General features: G+C 63.6%; 17 protein-coding genes. 10 read left to right on the top strand and 7 right to left on the bottom strand.

Features of this window, described 5'->3' with window-relative positions; genetic code table 11:
* Positions 1 to 242 precede the first annotated feature (242 nt).
* The 4 genes from ACMGGK_RS17350 to modE form a co-directional block, all read right to left on the bottom strand.
* A complete protein-coding gene (locus tag ACMGGK_RS17350; protein WP_420277069.1) occupies positions 243 to 1,061 on the bottom strand; it encodes a CPBP family intramembrane glutamic endopeptidase in 819 nt (272 codons plus the stop codon).
* A 166-nt stretch (positions 1,062 to 1,227) separates the two neighbouring features.
* Positions 1,228 to 1,800: a cysteine hydrolase family protein gene (locus ACMGGK_RS17345; RefSeq protein ID WP_016928708.1), complete on the bottom strand. Its 573-nt coding sequence runs from the start codon at positions 1,798 to 1,800 to the stop codon at positions 1,228 to 1,230.
* A gap of 94 nt (positions 1,801 to 1,894) precedes the next feature.
* Positions 1,895 to 3,382 (bottom strand): molybdate ABC transporter ATP-binding protein ModF, encoded by a 1,488-nt coding sequence (gene modF, locus ACMGGK_RS17340; protein WP_033641473.1) that lies wholly within the window; start codon positions 3,380 to 3,382, stop codon positions 1,895 to 1,897.
* A 90-nt stretch (positions 3,383 to 3,472) separates the two neighbouring features.
* Entirely contained in the window at positions 3,473 to 4,264 is a 792-nt protein-coding gene (gene modE, locus ACMGGK_RS17335) for a molybdenum-dependent transcriptional regulator (RefSeq protein ID WP_033641058.1), read from the bottom strand.
* Between the two features lie 188 nt (positions 4,265 to 4,452).
* On the opposite strand from modE, the gene ACMGGK_RS17330 reads away from it, so the two are divergent.
* From ACMGGK_RS17330 to modC, 9 genes are all read left to right on the top strand, one after another.
* On the top strand, positions 4,453 to 6,612 hold the full coding sequence (locus tag ACMGGK_RS17330; RefSeq protein WP_079450907.1) for a TonB-dependent receptor: 2,160 nt from the start codon (positions 4,453 to 4,455) through the stop codon (positions 6,610 to 6,612).
* A 4-nt stretch (positions 6,613 to 6,616) separates the two neighbouring features.
* Positions 6,617 to 7,612, top strand: coding sequence for an ABC transporter substrate-binding protein (locus ACMGGK_RS17325; protein ID WP_053090357.1), 996 nt, complete (start codon positions 6,617 to 6,619; stop codon positions 7,610 to 7,612).
* Between the two features lies 1 nt (position 7,613).
* Positions 7,614 to 8,369, top strand: coding sequence for a class I SAM-dependent methyltransferase (locus tag ACMGGK_RS17320; protein WP_197758176.1), 756 nt, complete (start codon positions 7,614 to 7,616; stop codon positions 8,367 to 8,369).
* A 1-nt stretch (position 8,370) separates the two neighbouring features.
* Positions 8,371 to 9,396, top strand: coding sequence for a FecCD family ABC transporter permease (locus ACMGGK_RS17315; RefSeq protein ID WP_420277068.1), 1,026 nt, complete (start codon positions 8,371 to 8,373; stop codon positions 9,394 to 9,396).
* A complete protein-coding gene (locus ACMGGK_RS17310; protein ID WP_016928700.1) occupies positions 9,393 to 10,181 on the top strand; it encodes an ABC transporter ATP-binding protein in 789 nt (262 codons plus the stop codon). The genes ACMGGK_RS17315 and ACMGGK_RS17310 overlap by 4 nt, the downstream gene beginning before the upstream one ends.
* A 146-nt stretch (positions 10,182 to 10,327) precedes the next feature.
* Positions 10,328 to 10,477: an AcrZ family multidrug efflux pump-associated protein gene (locus ACMGGK_RS17305; protein WP_004939813.1), complete on the top strand. Its 150-nt coding sequence runs from the start codon at positions 10,328 to 10,330 to the stop codon at positions 10,475 to 10,477.
* 158 nt (positions 10,478 to 10,635) lie between these two features.
* Positions 10,636 to 11,409, top strand: coding sequence for a molybdate ABC transporter substrate-binding protein (gene modA / locus ACMGGK_RS17300; protein WP_097102587.1), 774 nt, complete (start codon positions 10,636 to 10,638; stop codon positions 11,407 to 11,409).
* Positions 11,406 to 12,095 (top strand): molybdate ABC transporter permease subunit, encoded by a 690-nt coding sequence (gene modB, locus ACMGGK_RS17295; RefSeq protein ID WP_115436362.1) that lies wholly within the window; start codon positions 11,406 to 11,408, stop codon positions 12,093 to 12,095. The genes modA and modB overlap by 4 nt, the downstream gene beginning before the upstream one ends.
* The gene (modC, locus tag ACMGGK_RS17290) at positions 12,096 to 13,163 is read left to right on the top strand and encodes a molybdenum ABC transporter ATP-binding protein ModC (protein WP_016928697.1); all 1,068 of its coding nucleotides are present in this window, start codon (positions 12,096 to 12,098) and stop codon (positions 13,161 to 13,163) included.
* Positions 13,164 to 13,194: 31 nt separating this feature from the next.
* Here modC and ACMGGK_RS17285 read toward each other — a convergent pair whose 3' ends face one another.
* On the bottom strand, positions 13,195 to 14,013 hold the full coding sequence (locus ACMGGK_RS17285; RefSeq protein WP_420277466.1) for a pyridoxal phosphatase: 819 nt from the start codon (positions 14,011 to 14,013) through the stop codon (positions 13,195 to 13,197).
* A 178-nt stretch (positions 14,014 to 14,191) separates the two neighbouring features.
* Between ACMGGK_RS17285 and pgl the strand changes: the two genes are divergently transcribed.
* A complete protein-coding gene (pgl, locus tag ACMGGK_RS17280; RefSeq protein WP_016928695.1) occupies positions 14,192 to 15,187 on the top strand; it encodes a 6-phosphogluconolactonase in 996 nt (331 codons plus the stop codon).
* A 66-nt stretch (positions 15,188 to 15,253) separates the two neighbouring features.
* Here the strand turns inward: pgl and ACMGGK_RS17275 are convergent, their stop codons facing one another.
* Together ACMGGK_RS17275 and dmeF are read right to left on the bottom strand one after the other, a co-directional pair.
* Positions 15,254 to 15,736, bottom strand: a complete 483-nt coding sequence (locus ACMGGK_RS17275) for a kinase inhibitor (RefSeq protein WP_016928694.1) — start codon at positions 15,734 to 15,736, stop codon at positions 15,254 to 15,256.
* 32 nt (positions 15,737 to 15,768) lie between these two features.
* Entirely contained in the window at positions 15,769 to 16,737 is a 969-nt protein-coding gene (gene dmeF / locus ACMGGK_RS17270) for a CDF family Co(II)/Ni(II) efflux transporter DmeF (protein WP_072009686.1), read from the bottom strand.
* Positions 16,738 to 16,811: the final 74 nt, after the last annotated feature.

Below are 16,811 nucleotides of genomic sequence, written 5' to 3'. Positions count from 1 at the left end.
TTACCGTCTTGAGACGCCCGTTGCTGAACAGGGAGAGGCTGTTGCGCAGAAAGATAGCACGCCCGCGGCGGTAAAAAGGTGATCTAACGCGAAAAATGGAATCGTTTACACTTCATTGCAAAGCGCAGGAGGGGCGAAGAAAAGCAGGCGGCAACGTGATTGAGGGCATTGCGGTGAAGTGCCGGTGATAGCGTTTTCACCCGACCAGCCGGCAGAGAGGGGCTCTCTGCCGGCTTCAGCCGTTAAGAATGCTGGTACAGCGGATAGGTGAAGAACAGCAGATGGGTCAGATTAAGCCCGAAATGGAACAGAATCGGCACCCACAGACGGCCGCTCCACATCCACGCCAGGCCGTAGATCACCCCGGCGAGGGTCGCGAAGATCACCATCAGCGTACCGCCCGCCAGATGCGCGGCGCCGAACACCAGGGAGGCGACGATCAGCGCCGGCCAGGCGCCCAGCCACTGGCTGAGGCGCTGTTGCAGGTAGCCGCGAAACAGCGCTTCCTCGGCCATGCAGACAAAGAACAGGTTCGCCATCACGAAAGGCAGGATCCAGGCGGGCGCATGCCACTCAATTTTTAAGCCGCCCAGCGCGACGGCCAGCAGCAACAGCGCCGGCACGGCCAGCAGCAGCGCAATCCAGCCCGCTCTGCTGGCGTTGCCGCCGCGTTCGGCGGAAAACAGCGTGGGCAAGCAGGCGAACAGCAGGAAGGGCACCATCGCCTTATCGAAGTTGTAATACATGGTGAACGGCGCGCTGAGCGGACCGGCTTTTTCGCCGTCGATCATCAGTTGATTGTGGATGCCGGGCACCAGGTGCAAGAACAGCGCCACGCAGCCGGCGACCACCAGCCCTTCGAGCACAATCGCCAGATTACGCTGCGCGCGAAAATGGTGGCGCAACCCCGCCAGCGCTATGATCGCCAGCAGATAACTCAGGCTGAGCGGCGTCAGTACCCCATGATAAAGCCCCATGCCCGCCGAGGCGGCCAGGATCACCCAGGCTATCAGCCGATTAAACGGCAAGAAAAATAACGAAGCAGCCAGTACGCCCCACATGATATGTCCCTTTAAATATGTACACGGCGCTCAGCGCCTTTGCGGCGTGCGATGATGGCAAAATTGAGCGCTAGAGCGGATAGTAGCACACCAGGATGACGCTAAAGGTCGGGGCAGTGATGCATTTGTGCATGATGCCGGCCCACACGACCGGCGGCGAGGAGGGTTAGCCTTTCATCCATGCCTGCGAACGGGTGATTTCGGCCAGGTTTTGCAGGGTATCCAGGCTCTGCTGGTGGATCTCCTGCGTGGGGGCCGCGCACAGATCGTGCAGCACGGTCACCTGAAAGCCGGCGTCGTGCGCCTGCCGCGCGGTGCTCTCGATGGCGAGCGGCGTGCTGATGCCCGCCAGCAGCAGGTGATGGCACCGATGTTGCCGCAGCCAGGCTAACAAATTGTTACCGGAGAAAGCGCTGACTGCCGTTTTTTCAAACTGCAGATCGGTCTCTTCCTGATGCAGTTCGGGCATCCAGCGGCAGCCCGGGCCATTTAGCCGCAGCGCGCCGATCTGCTTGAGATGGTTGAACAGCGGCGAATGGGGCGGGATGTCATGATAATCGTCGGCGAATCCCACCCGCACCCAAATCACCGGGATTTTTCGCACCCGGGCATAGGCCGCGGCGGCATTGACGTTGGCAAGCAGGTGGGTCGTCATCACCTGTTCGCGGCAGTGGTTGGCGCGCCCTTTGGGCCCGATCAGATCTTCGATCAGGTCGATGATAATCAACGCAGCGGACATGGCGTCTCCAAAAATGGCCTTCTTCCTTTCTATGATAAAAGGCCAAATGTGATGTGCTGCGGTGAAGTGTTGCCGGATATGTTTACGCCGCGTTTCAGGCGGAGGCCGCCTCCAGCCGTTGCTGTTGGTAACCATAGCCGCCTTCGCCGTCGGGCACGAAGCTGAGGCGGTGAGTGATGCACTGCGGCGCATCTTCGGCATGGTGCGAGACGAACAGCAACTGGGTGGCGCCCTGGCCGATCAGCACGTCGATAAAGCGGCGCACCAGCTGGCGATTGAGCGGATCCAGCCCCTGCAGCGGCTCGTCGAGGATCAGCAGCGCCGGGTGTTTCACCAGCGCGCGGGCGATCAGCGCCAGCCGCTGTTGGCCCCAGGAAAGGCTGTGGAACGGGGCGTCACCGCGCGCGCCGTTGAGCCCGAGCAGCGCCAGCCATTGCTCTGTCAGCTGCCGCTGACGATCCGAGACCGCCTGATAAATGCCGATCGAATCGAAGAACCCTGACAGCACCACGTTGCGCACGCTGGTGTTGACGCGATAATCCAGATGCAGGCTGCTGCTGACGTAGCCGATATGGCGTTTGATTTCCCAGATGGTTTCCCCGCTGCCGCGGCGGCGGCCGAACAGCGTCAGATCGTTGCTGTAGCCCTGTGGATGATCGCCGGTGATCAAGCTGAGCAGCGTGGATTTGCCGGCGCCGTTCGGGCCGACGATCTGCCAGTGCTCGCCGGGGTTAACCTGCCAGTCGAGATGATTGAGGATCGGCCGATCGTTATAGCTGACCACGCCGTCGCGCAGGACGATCAGCGGCCGATCCGCCGGCAGGGCCACTTTTTGCGTCGGATCCTCGGTTTCCGGCAGCGCCAGCCCGCTGAGGTTTTCGCTGTGCGCCAACTGCGCCACCAGCGCGTCCGCCATTACCTGGCTGCGCGGCCCGCGGCTGGTCAGGGTGCAGTCCGCCAGCACGCCCACCTGGCGGACAAAATCCGGTATTTCGTCGAACCGGTTGAGCACCAGCACCACGGTTTGGCCCTGGGCGGAAAGCTCGCTCAGCAACGCGGCGAGCTGCGCGCGCGAGTGCACGTCCAGCCCGTCGAAGGGTTCGTCGAGGATCAGCAGGTCGGGCTCGGGCATCAGCGCCCGGCACAGCAGGGTCTTGCGCGTTTCGCCGGTGGAGAGGTATTTGAAGCGGCGCGTCAGCAGGGCGGTGATGCCGAACTGCGCGGCCAGCCGCTCACAGCGCGCGGCGTCTTTCACCTCTTCCTGAATGATCTCCGCCGCGGTGCGGCCGGTGTCGTCTTCGTCCGCGCTGAGCAGATCGGTGTTGTTGCGTTGCCACTCGTCGCTGACCATTTTTTGCAGCTGTTCGAAGGAGATGCGCACCGCGTGCTGAAAGTCGCTGCGGCGCTCGCCGCTCAACAGAACCAGTTCGTCGGCCAGCGCGCGCGCCAGGGCGGATTTGCCGCTGCCGTTGGCGCCGACGAAGGCCCAGCTGTCGCCGGCCTGGATCGCCAGTGCATCCAGCGTCAGGGTGCGGGTATCGCTTAAGCGGAATGAACCTTGCGAAATATGCAACGACGACATCACCTGTTCCTTTTTTTGCAATTATTTGCCTTAGAAATAGGCGTATTGCAGGGGGATGTCAATCAACAAAAATGCAACGTTACGTTGCGCTTAACACAACGTGGCGACAATCACGTGGTCGGCGTTGAACAGGGCGTGTACGGCGGCGCCGACGCTCAGCTGCAGGCGCTGCAACTCCGCCGTCGTCAGCGTGGCGCACAGGGTTTCGCCCCCCGCCAGCGTCACCAGCACCTCGCTGTGTTCGGCGCCCGGCTGAATGCCGGCCACCACGCCCGCCAGCGCGTTATCCGCGTCGGCATGTTCCGCCGTCTCGACGCTTAACCGCACCCAGGGCGCCTTGATCAGCGCCAGCACCTCTTTGCCCGGCGTCAGTTGCAGCCGGTCGGCGCTTTGCTGGGTGATGGCCGCCGTCAGGCGAGTGCTGCCGTCGTTCAACAAGATCGCCAGATGCTGCTGCACCTGCTGATGATCGCGCTCGATGACGGTGCCGAAAAATTGATTGCGCGCGCTGGTTTGCAGCGAGAAGCGCGAGATGGCCGCCAGCAGACTGTCGAGCGGCAGATCGTCCTGCTGCAACACATCGAAGGCCTTTTGCTGCACCTGGCCCAGCAGGTCATACAGCTGGATCAGCCGTTGGCCGTAGTGCGTCAGCTGCGCGCCGCCGCCGCCTTTTCCGCCGGTGGCGCGGTCCACCACCGTGTGTTCCGCCAGTTGGTTCATCTCATTGATGGCGTCCCAGGCGCTTTTGTAGCTGATGCCCGCCAGTTTGGCGCCCTGGCTGATGGAGCCGGTGTGCTGTACCTGTTTCAGCAGCGCGATGCGGCGCGGATCGGCGAACAGCTTTTGCTGGAGTTTGAGAGTCAGAAGAATTTCGGCCTGCATAGCGCATCCTGTCGGCGGCAAAAATCTTATTGTCGCCGATTTGGCGACAAAGCGCCAAACGCAGTGCGCTGGAGAGCGGGGTAATAAAGACTGGCATTGCTTTATTGTTATAATATAACATAACAGAAAAACAATAAGGCTTTACGCCGGCTGCGGCCGGTTTTTATTTCACCACAGGGATGCACCACATGAGTACGACACGCCGGCGTCTTGGCACGCCCAGAAAATCTTTATGCCTTGCCGCCTGGGTCGGCGGCGCACTGACGGCGCCGCTGGCTTTCGCCGCCGACTGCGATAAAGCCCGCAATGCCACGGGATGTGAAGAACATCTCACCGTGGAGGCGGCGGCCTCCGCCGGGCGTTACGATGCGTTGAACGCCCTGAGCCGCAGCGCGTCACAGCTCGGGCTGAGCGCTCGGGAGACGCCGCGCAGCGTCGATATCATCCGCGCGCGGGCGATCCAACAGCGGGGCGATCGCTCGCTGGCCGCCGCCGTCGAACGCGCCACCGGTCTGTCCGGCGTCGCTTCGCCAACGTTGTCCAACAACTTTTCCGCGCGCGGTTTTCGGCCGATCGCCTGGCTGTATAACGGCGTAGAGATGCCCGGCAGCACGCTGCAGCTGGGCGATCCGGCGCATTACGACAGCATCGAGGTGCTGCGCGGGCCGGGGTCGGCATTGAACGGACTGAGCGCCGCAGGCGGCAGCGTCAACCTGATCTCGCGGCGGCCGACCTTCAGCCGCCAGCCGGTTGAACTCGACTATGGCTTCGGCAGCTACCGCAGCCAGCGTCTGCATCTGGGGGCCGGCGGCGCGCTGGTGGACGATGCGGTGGCGTACCGGTTAGACGTCAGCGGCAACGACAGCGGCAGCAACGTGCAGTATGAACGCGATCGGCAGAAGCGGGTTTCCGGCTCGCTGCTGTTTAAATTGACGGACGATGCGTTGCTGACGCTGAGCCTGGACCGCATGCTCAACCGCACCAACAACCCTTACTACGGCACGCCGCTGCTGAATGGGCGCATTGCCGGCGAGCTGCGCGACATCAATTACAACAACCTGACCGACAGCCGCATCCAGAGCAACGCCACCGCGTTTCAGGCCAGTCTGGACTGGTTTATGACGCCCGAAGTGGAGTGGCATAACCAATTCTATTACTACAGCGGCTTTCGCGAATGGCGCAACGTCGAACGTTTCCGCGTCGCGGCGGCGGCTCGGCCCGGCGACGTCAACCGCGACTCTTTCGGCGCTCTGGCGCACGACGACGATCTGATCGGCAACCGCAGTTCGCTGGTGTTCGATCGCGTTATCGCCGGTTTCGATAACCGGTTGCTGGTCGGCTTCGATCTGAGCAAGCGGCATTTTCAGTACTACTCCAACGGTTTCCCCGGCTCCGAGGACGTGCCGCTCGGCGCGCCGCCCAGAGAACCGTTCGCTCAGGGCACCGCCAGTCAACGCGCGCCGGTGCGCCACGTTACTCAGAATCAGTACGCCGCTTTTCTTGAAGATCGCTTCAGCCTGACCGAGCGTTTAGCGTTGCTGGGCCAACTGCGCTACAACCATATGGACATGGACTGGCGCTTCCAGGGGCCGCAGGAAGACAGCCGCGCGCGCACCTATGTTTTCAGCACCTGGAGCCTGGGCCCCAGCTATGCGCTGACCGATAACCTCACGCTTTACGCCAACTACACCACCGGCCAGGAGCCGGGCAACGATCTGTTCTTCCTCAGCCCGACGCAGACCGATCTGCCGCTGACGCGAGCGCGCCAGTGGGAGGCCGGCGCCAAAGGGCAATTTTGGGATCACAAGGGCGAGGCGACGCTGGCGCTGTATGAACTGCGCAAGGACAACCTGTTTGTGCCCGATGCGCAGCGGCCGGATGCGTTGAACGCGGTAGGCAGGCAGACGTCGCGCGGCATCGAGCTTGGCGTGGTGCTGCGTCCCGACGATCGTTGGGAGCTGGCCGGCAACGCCGCCTATACGCACGCCCGCTACGACGACTATCGCGGCGGCAGCCCGCTGCGCAGCTACAACGGCAATCGCCCGGCCTATATCCCGGACTGGACCGCCAACCTCAGCGTGCATTATCAGGCGACGGAACGTTTGGGGCTGGCTTCTTCGCTGCGCTATGTCGGCAGCAGTTACAACGACGACGCCAACCAGCGCAAGATGCGCGCGTACACCACGCTTGATCTGGCGGCGGATTATCAGCTGACGCCGATCGTCGATGTCGGTTTCCGCATTCGCAACGCCACCAACCAGCTGTACGCCTATCAGCGCACCTACCCGGATCAGGCGCTGATCGCGCCGCCGCGCAGCTATGAAACCTTCGTGTCGGTCAGGTTCTGACGTCGTGAAACGTTCGCTTTACCTGTTGTTGTGCGCCCTGGGATTGGGCTGGGGCGTGCCGCTGCACGCCTATGCCGTCAGCCTGCACAATTGCGGGGCAATGCGCGATTACCCGCAGCCGCCGCAGCGGGTGCTGGTCTACGCCAATCCGGCGCTGGAAAACCTGCTGGCGCTGGGGCTGGCTGGCCGTGCGATCGGCGTGGTCGGGTATGACCGCACGCGCGATCCCGCGCCGACGGCGTCGGCCGATACGCTGCGGGCGCCCGCCGGCCCGGCGCCGCCCACGGCGGAAGCGTTGCTGCTGATGCGGCCGGATTTTGTCTATTCGGCCAGCTATTACTGGCTGCACAGCCCGGAAACGCCCGATCGGGCGCGGTTGGCGGAATGGGGCATCGACACTTATCTCTCCCCCGGCGCCTGCAGCGGCCAGCAAAGCGCGATCGCCGCCGCGCTGACGTTCGAAGACATTTTCACCGAGCTGCGGGAGCTGGCGCGCATTTTTAACGCTGGCCGCGCCGGTGAAGCGCTGATCGCGCGGCTGCGCGAGCAGCTGAAGGCGCTCGAACCGCAGCGCGCGCCATTGCCGCATCGGCGTCTGCTGTGGTGGTATGCCGGCACGCAGACGCCCTACGTGGCGGGTTGCTGCGGCGCGCCAGGTTTGCTGAGCCGCAGCGTCGGCAGCGAGAACCTGTTCGGCGATCTGCCCGAGCTGTGGCCGACGGTATCCTGGGAGATTATCGCCGCCCGCGATCCGGATGCGATCGTGCTTGGCGATCTGCCGCGCGGTGGCTTCGGGGACAGCGCGGCCGACAAGATCGCCTTTCTGGAGCATCACCCGCTGACCGTTACGCTGCGCGCCGTACGTCAGCGGCGCTACGTGATCCTCCCCGGTTACGACATGGACCCTTCCGCCCGCACCGTGGCGGCGCTGGGCCGTTTGATTCGGGGCCTGGCGGCCTTGCCGCCGCAGACTCCGACGCTTTCCAACAAGGAACCTTGATATGACTGCCGTTTCATTCTCTTCGCTGCTGGACTCCTGGGATCGCCAGCAGGCGGCTTACATCGCCGAACGCGAAGCGCGTTTTAACGCCCAGCTGGACGTGCTGGCGCTGGCCGTCGGCCAGGATTTTCACGTGCTGGATCTGGCCTGTGGCCCGGGATCGCTGAGCCTGCGTATTTTGCAGCGCTTTCCGCAGGCCAGGGTGACCGCCATCGATCTCGATCCGCTGCTGCTGGCGGTGGCGCGCGGCGCGCTGGCGGCGTACGGCGATCGGATCCGCATTCTGCAGGCCGATCTGGCGGATCCTGCCTGTTTTTCCGTGCTGTCCGGCCCCACGCCGCAGGCGGCGGTGTCCAGCACGGCGCTGCACTGGCTGATGCCGGAGCAGCAGCTGGCGTTGTACCGTAACGTCGCCGGGCTGCTGGCCGCCGGCGGCGTATTCCTCAATGCCGATCATCAGCGCTATGACCACCGTCAGCCACGGCTGAAAGCGTTGGCCGAACGGCACGACGAGCAGACCCAACAGCGCGCCTGGGACAGCGGCGTTGAGGATTGGGATCGTTGGTTCGCCGGCGCTCTGCAATCGCCGGCCTTGGCCGCTTATCAGGCCGAGCGCGAAGCGCTGTTCGCCGGCCGGCCGGTACCGCCGCCGACGCCGGTGGATTTCCAGCTCGCGGCCCTCAGACAAGCCGGTTTCAGCGAGGCGGGGACGGTATGGCAACTGTTGGACGACTATGTGATCGCAGGCTGGAAATAGCATGAGCCGGCGGTTACTGCCCGGCCGTGAGGCCGGCGGGTTGTTGCTGCTGGCGGCGGCGCTGCCGCTGGCCCTGCTGGGCGCCACCTTGTCGGGGCCCGCGCCGATCGCGTGGCACGACGCCTGGCGCATCGTGCTCGGCGTCAGCGGCGGTGCGCAGACCGATACCGAGGTGTATCAGCGCATCATCTGGTCGCTGCGGATGCCGCGCGCGCTGCTGGCGGCGCTGGCCGGTGCCGGGCTGGCGCTGGCGGGCACCGTGCTGCAGTCGCTGACCCGCAACCCGCTGGCCGATCCCTGGGTGCTGGGGATCTCCTCCGGCGCCGGCGTGGGGGCGGTGACGGTGTTGGTGTTGGGGCTGGGGGGCGGCCTGTTGTCGGTGTCCGGCGGGGCGTTTATCGGCGCGCTGGCGGCGTTTGCATTGGTGATGCTGCTGGCCGGACGTTCGCTGGAGGGGGAGTCCACGCTGTTTATTCTGGCCGGGGTGGCGGTGACGCAACTGCTCTCCGCGCTGACTTCGCTGATCACCCTTTGGCAGGCGGACGCCAACGCCACGCGCGGCGTGATGTTCTGGCTGCTGGGATCGTTCAGCGACGCGCGCTGGCCGCAGGTCGGGCTGTGCGGGCTGGCGCTGGTGGCGACGCTGCTGCTTTGCTGGCTGCGGGCGGGCGAACTGGACGCGCTGGCGTTTGGCGGCGTGACCGCCGCTTCGCTGGGGGTGGCGGTGGCCCCGCTGAAGCTGCTGCTGTATGTGGTGACCACCGCGCTGACGGCGGTGATCGTCGCGTTCAGCGGCGCGGTGGGGTTTATCGGGCTGACGGTGCCGCATGTCGCCCGGCGGCTGGTGGGCTCGCGGCATCGGCTGCTGTTGCCGGCCAGCGCGTTGTGCGGCGCCCTGTTCGCCGTGGCGGCGGACACGCTGGCCAGAACGCTGTTTGCGCCGCGCGAGCTGCCGGTCGGCGTGCTGACGGCGCTGCTGGGGGTGCCGATATTCCTGCTGTTGCTGTATCGAAAGGTCAATGCATGACGATTGAAAAAGCGCGATCCGGCCTGTGCGCCGAAGCGGTGAGCTGGCGAGCGGGGGCGCGCACGGTGCTGGAAAATCTCAGTTTCTGCGCCTTGCCCGGTGAGATCACCGGCGTGCTCGGCGTCAACGGCAGCGGTAAATCGACGCTGCTTAAGTTGCTGGCCGGGCTGCAGCCCGCCGCCGGCGGCCGCGTTTGGCTGGAAGGGCGCGAAATCGCCGCATTTTCCGGACGGGAACGCGCCAGACGCATCGCTTTTCTCGAGCAATCCGCCCCCGGCGCCTTCGCGCTGCCGGTGAAGGAGGCGGTATTGTTGGGGCGTCTGGCCCATGTCGGCCGCTGGCGTGGTTTTGGTTCCGAGGATCGCCGCCTCGCCGGGCAGGCGATGGAGCAAGTGGGCATCAGCCACCTGGCCGATCGCGATTGGCAGCGGCTGTCCGGCGGTGAACGGCAGCGGGTGCATCTGGCGCGCGCGCTGGCGCAGCAAACGCCGTGGCTGCTGCTGGACGAACCCGCCAATCATCTGGATATCGCCCATCAGCAGCAGTTTATGGCCTTACTGCGGCGGCTGAAACTCAGCGTGGTGGTGACGCTGCACGATCTGAATCTGGCGGCCTGTTATTGCGATCGGATCGCGTTGCTGCAGCGGGGCGGGATCGGTGCGGCAGGCGCGCCGCGGCAGGCGCTGACGCCGGAGAACATTCACGCGGTATATGGTGTGGAGGCCAAGCTGGCGGCGCCCGCCGGCTATGCGCCGCCGTTGATCTATTACCCCGCGCCGGGATGAGGGAGGCTGAAAGGGCACGTTTGGCCGATCACAATTTCGCCTCGCTGGCTAAAATAACTCCGGTTTTAGCGATTTTTTTGGGTTAGAATAACCCGATATGCGGTGAAAGGCATTTGCCGCTCAATGGGCAGTTAAGCGAGGCTATCATGTTGGAATTATTGAAAAGTCTGTTGTTCGCCGTGGTGATGGTGCCGGTGGTCATGGCGCTCATTCTCGGCCTGATCTACGGTTTTGGCGAAGTGTTCAACGTCTTCTCCAAAGTGGGCCGTTCGAAAGAAAACCGCACCCAGCACTGACCGTTCCCCATCCCGATACCCGCCGGCATCCCCCGGCGGGCATTCCTCAAGTTATCTCACGCTTTGCCGATAAACCGCATGACAAGCTTTCGCGCAACGTTATATTATTTTTTATATAACGAAGAGTGATAATGCACGTTAACTTGCGGAGAAAAACAATGAAACAGCAATGGACCAAATGGGTTGGCGGGATCGTTCTGGCATCGGGCCTGGTGGCTCAGGCTTCGGCGGCGGAAAAGATCACCGTGTTCGCCGCCGCGTCGCTGACCAACGCGCTGCAGGACATCGCCACCCAATATCAAAAAGGCAAGGACGTGCAGGTGGTTTCCTCCTTTGCGTCGTCCTCGACGCTGGCGCGCCAAATTGAGCAGGGCGCTCCGGCCGATCTGTTTATCTCCGCCGATCAGCAGTGGATGGATTACGCCATCGACAAGCAGCAGATGGTGAAAGACACCCGTTACACGCTGCTGGGCAACGAACTGGTGCTGATCGCCGCCAAGAGCGATAAACACGACAAGATTGCCATCGACAAGCAGACCGACTGGGCCAAGCTGCTCAGCGGCGGCCGCCTGGCGGTGGGCGATCCGGATCACGTGCCGGCCGGCATCTACGCCAAAGAGGCGCTGGAGCATCTGGGCGCCTGGAGCCTGCTGGAGCCGAAGCTGGCGCGCGCCAACAACGTGCGCAGCGCGATGGCGTTGGTGGAACGCGGTGAAGCGCCGCTCGGCATCGTCTACGGCTCCGATGCGGTCGCCAGCGACAAGGTGAAAGTGGTGGGCGTGTTCCCGGAAGACAGCCACAAACCGGTTGAATATCCGATGGCGATAGTGAAAGATCGTCAAACTCCGACGGTCAGCGCTTTCTATACCTATCTGAAGAGTCCGGAAGCGGCCGCTATTTTCGAACATTATGGATTCACCCCGCGTAAATGATTCTGAGCGAGTATGAGTGGCAGGCGGTTGAGCTGAGCCTGAAAGTCTCCGGTTTGGCGGTAGTCTGCAGCCTGCCGTTCGGCATTCTGATGGCCTGGGTGCTGGTGCGTTGCCGTTTTCCCGGCAAGGCGCTGCTGGATGGCGTCATTCACCTGCCGCTGGTGCTGCCGCCGGTGGTGGTCGGCTATTTGCTGCTGATCGCCATGGGGCGGCGCGGCGTCATCGGCGAGCGGCTGTACGACTGGTTTGGCTTCAGCTTCAGCTTTAGCTGGCGCGGCGCCGCGCTGGCGTCGGCGGTGGTGGCGTTTCCGCTGATGGTGCGCGCTATCCGGCTGGCGCTGGAGGCGGTGGACACTCGGCTGGAGCTGGCGGCGCGCACGCTGGGCGCCAACCCGTGGCGGGTGTTTTTCACCATCACGCTGCCGCTGTCGCTGCCCGGCGTCATTGTCGGCGTGGTGCTGGCCTTCGCCCGCTCGCTGGGGGAGTTCGGCGCCACCATCACCTTCGTCTCCAACATTCCCGGTGAAACCCGCACCATTCCGCTGGCGATGTATACGCTGATTGAAACGCCGGGGGCGGAGGCCGCCGCCGCGCGTCTGTGCGTGATCGCCATCGTGCTGTCGCTAGCTTCGCTGATGGTGTCCGAATGGCTGGCCCGCTGGGGCCGCAAACGGATGGGGGCGTAAATGCTGGAGCTGGACTTCTCGCAGCAGCTGGGCGACCTTAATCTCAATGTCCGCGCCGATTTGCCGGCGCAGGGCATCACCGCGATTTTCGGCCTGTCCGGCGCGGGAAAAACCTCCCTGATCAACGCCATCGGCGGCCTGACCCGTTTACAGCAGGGGCGCATCGCGCTCAATGGCCGCACGCTGGTGGATACCGCCGCGGGCCTTTGCCTGCCGCCGGAAAAGCGCCGCATCGGCTACGTGTTTCAGGATGCGCGGCTGTTCCCGCATTATCGGGTGCGCGGCAACCTGCAGTACGGTATGGCGGCCGGCATGCGCGCGCAGTTCAATACCATTGTCGAGCTGCTGGGCATCGGGCCGCTGCTTAATCGGCTGCCGCTGACGCTCTCCGGCGGTGAAAAACAGCGGGTGGCGATCGGCCGTGCGCTGCTGACCGCGCCGGAACTGCTGCTGATGGACGAACCGCTGGCCTCGCTCGATCTGCCGCGCAAACGCGAGCTGCTGCCGTATCTGGAGCGGTTGGCGCAGGACGTGAACATCCCTATCCTCTACGTCAGCCATAGCCTGGACGAGATCCTGCGCCTGGCCGAGCAGGTGATGGTGCTGGATCGCGGCGAGGTGCGCGCGTTCGGCGGGCTGGAAGCCGTCTGGGCCAGCAGCGCGCTGCGGCCGTGGCTGCAGCGTGAAGATCAGAGCAGCGTGCTGCGCGTCAGCGTGATTGAGCATCATCAACGCTATGCTATGACCGCGCTGGCGCTCGGCGATCAGCGGCTGTGGGTCAGCGGCATCGACGCCGAATTGGGCACCCAACTGCGCATTCGCATCAACGCCGCCGACGTCTCGCTGGTGCTGCAACCGCCGGTCAACAGCAGCATTCGCAACGTCTTGCCGGCCAAGGTCAGCGAGTGTCTGGACGTGGACGGGCAGGTGGAAGTGAAGCTGGCGGTCGGGGAACACGTGCTGTGGGCGCGGATCACGCCGTGGGCGCGCGATGAACTGGCGATCCGCCCCGGGCAGTGGCTGTACGCGCAGGTGAAGAGCGTGTCGATCAGCCGCGAGAGCCGCTAAGGCAGGCCCTCCCGGCGGGAGGGCGAAAAAACTAGAGTATGCGGGTGCGGATCACCTCGGCGATGCCCGGCTGCAGGTTATCGGCGATCACCAGATCGGCGCGTTCCTTGATCGCGTCATCGGCGTTGCCCATCGCCACGCCCAACCCGACCGCTTCCAGCATGCTGATGTCATTGTAGTTGTCGCCGAACGCCACCACCTGATCCATGCTCAGCCCCTGCGACTCCACCCATTGGCGCAGGCGTTTGCCTTTGCTGTTGCCGCCTTTGGCGATATCCACCTGATCGTGCCAGGACCATTCGCACGCCAGCTCCAGCTCTTTTTCCACCGTGTCGGCAAACTCGCGCAGCGCCGGAATATCGGCGTGCGAGGTGGCGAATTTCCAGATCGCCTGCGCGTCGTCGGCCGCCTGCGTCAGGCTGCCGACCTGCAGCAGCGTCGGGCGCTGCGACGCCGGCAGGGTTTCGGCCCAGGCCAGCGAGCGAATTACATGGCCGCTCGGCTCCTGATACAGCATGGCATCGTCAACGTACATCAGCCCGTGAATGTCGGTCTGTTTGAGCATCTGCAGCACCTGCTTGGCTTGCTCCTTCGCCAAGGGATCGGCGGCCAGCACCTTTTTCTGCTGAAAATCATACAGGTAGGTGCCGTTGCAGCAGATGGCCGGGGTATCTATCTGCAGCGCCTGGTAAAACGGATGGATGGCGACGTGATGGCGGCCGGTGACCACCACCACCTGGACGCCGGCGGCGCGCGCCTGCGCCAGCGCTTCCAGCGACTGCGGTAAGATGCGTTTTTGATTGTCCAGCAGGGTGCCGTCAAGATCGAGGGCGATGACGCGGTAGCTCATAGGGTTCTCGTTATCGTTAGCCATAAAATTAATCCGATGGTACACCGGATAGCCTATGGAGAAAACCGCGTGAGCTTCCGGTGCTAAGCAGGGTTGCCATGCGACGGATGTGCGGTAAGCTAGGAGCAATCGAACGGCCTGAAACCGGTTCCTCTTTTACCCTTTGCAAGGAGAACACATGAAGCAAATCGTTTATGTCGCCAGCCCGGAGAGCCAGCAGATCCACGTCTGGCAGTTGGACGACGCCGGCGCGCTGGCGCTGCTGCAAACCGTTGACGTGCCGGGCCAGGTGCAGCCGATGACCCTTCATCCGGATAAGACCCACCTGTACGTCGGCGTGCGTCCGGCGTTCGGCATCGTTAGCTACCGCATCGAGGCGGACGGCACGCTGCAGCAGGCCGGCATGGCGCCGCTGCCGGGCAGCCCGACCCATATCTCCACCGATTTGCAGGGGCGTTACCTGTTCTCCGCCTCCTACAGCGGCAACTGCGCCAGCATCAGCCCGATCGGCCACGACGGCGTGGTGACGGCGCCGATCCAACAGATCGACGGCCTGAGCGCGCCGCACTCGGCGAACATCGATCCGACCAACCAGCTGGTGCTGGTGCCGTGTCTGAAAGAAGACCGCATCCGTCTGTTCAACCTGAGCCTGGCGGGCCAGCTGACGCCGCACGCGCAGGAGGCGGTGGATATCGCCGCCGGCGCCGGCCCGCGCCATATGGCGTTCCACCATAACGACAAGTTCGCCTACTGCGTCAATGAGTTGAACGGCACGGTGGACGTGCTGGCGATTTCGGAAAACGGCGGCAAATACACCGTGACGCAAACGCTGGATATCATGCCGGACGACTTCGACGGCACCCGCTGGGCGGCGGACATTCATATCACGCCGAACGGCCGTTTCCTCTACACCAGCGATCGCACCGCCAGCATTCTGACCCTCTTCAGCGTCTCCGAAGACGGCGGCACGTTGAGCGTGGTCGGCTATTATCCGACCGAAACGCAGCCGCGCGGTTTCAATATCGATCACAGCGGCCGCTTCGTGATTTCGTCCGGCCAGAAGTCCGATCACATCGCGGTGCATGAAATTGACCAGGCCAGCGGCGAGCTGACCACGCTGGCGCGTTATCCGGTGGGCAAAGGCCCGATGTGGGTCAGCGTGCTGGCGAAGTAATTCGTCGGTCAGAGGAGTATGGAAAAAGCGCGGTTCGGTTGAGCCGCGCTTTTTATGGGCGGGGGATCAGTTGAACATCACCGTCAGCGTGGCGCTGCCGAGGCTGTGGAAATGCACGTTAAAGCCCACCAGTGCGCCGCTGGACCCTTCATCCACCTCAATGCTTTCCACGTCCAGCGCGTGCACGGTGAACTGATAGCGGTGGCTTTCGCCATTCGGCGGCGCGGCGCCGCCGTAACCGGCCGAACCGAAGTCGGTACGGGTTTGCAGCGCGGCGCTCGGCAGCGGCGCTTTGCCGGAGCCTGCGCCCTGCGGCAGCTCACGCACGTCGGCCGGAATATTGGCCACCACCCAGTGCCACCAGCCGGAGCCGGTTGGGGCGTCGGGATCGTACAGGGTGACGACGAAGCTCTTGGTGCCCTCGGGCACGCCGTCCCAGGCCAGGTGCGGCGACAGGTTGTCGCCGTGGTAGCCCATGCCGTTGAAGACCTGCGTCTGCGGCATTGTGCCGCCGTCCTGCAGATCGTTGCTGTACAAACGAAAAGCCATAATGACTCCCAGTTATCGATAAACGCGGACCCCTAAGCTAGATCTTTTCGGTGGAACAATACAACCCCTTGCGCCAACGGCGGACGGTTGATCTCGACGGTGACATGCACCAGTTCGGGATGCGCGGCCAACAGTTGGCGCACCCGATCGGCGGTGAGGGCGCGATCGGCGCTGCTCAGGGCGATGACGCAATGATATTTTCCTTTACCGATGCGGCCTACGTGCAAATCGGTCAGCGTGAGTGGGTGGCCGGAAGTGGCCAGGGTCTGACGAATCTCTTGCGCCACGGGGGCGTCCATTTCGGCATCCAGCAAAATCTTCCCGCTATCGCGCATCAGGCTATAGGCCCAGGCGGCCACCATCATCGCGCCGACGATGCCCATCAACGGATCGAGCCAAGCGGCGCCCCAAAGCTTGCCGCCAAACAGCGCGACGAGGGCCAACACCGAGGTGGCGGCGTCGGCGATGACGTGGATATAGGCGGAGCGCAGGTTGAGGTCATGATGAGGGTCATCGTGGTTATCCCCGTGGTGGTGATGGTGGCCGCCGCCGCGCAACAGCCAGGCGCAAAGCAGATTGACGGCCAGCCCGATCGTACCGATGGCGATGGCTTCGTTGTAATGAATCGGGCTGGGATTCAGCAGCCGCTGCGCTGACTGGAACAGCATCAGCGCCGCCACCAGCACCAACAACACCGCGCTGGTGTAACCGGCCAGCACTTCTATTTTCCAGGTGCCGAGGCTGAAACGGCGATCCTTGGCCAACCGGCGTGCGGCGCCGTAAGCCAGTAGCGACAAGCCCAGAGCCAGCGCATGCGAGCTCATGTGCCAGCCGTCAGCCAGCAATGCCATCGAGTTAAACAGCCAACCGCCGGCGATCTCGATGACCATCATACTGGCGGTGAGTATCACCGCCCATCTGGTGTTTCTTTCGGCCAATGGGTTACCATCGTCAAAAACGTGGCTGTGCTCGCGGTGCAAAGCGGGCGCGTGAGACGTCATGGTGAAGTTCCTCAGCAAAAGGCAGTGTGCTGGAATATACTATACCCCAGTATAGTAAGTAACAATCGGGCGGA

Origin of the sequence: Serratia sp. BNK-33-b (genome assembly GCF_048684565.1) — a bacterium.
GTDB lineage: Bacteria > Pseudomonadota > Gammaproteobacteria > Enterobacterales > Enterobacteriaceae > Serratia > Serratia marcescens.
Note: the sequence above shows the minus strand (reverse complement) of the source record. Positions and strands in the feature narration are given on the sequence as shown.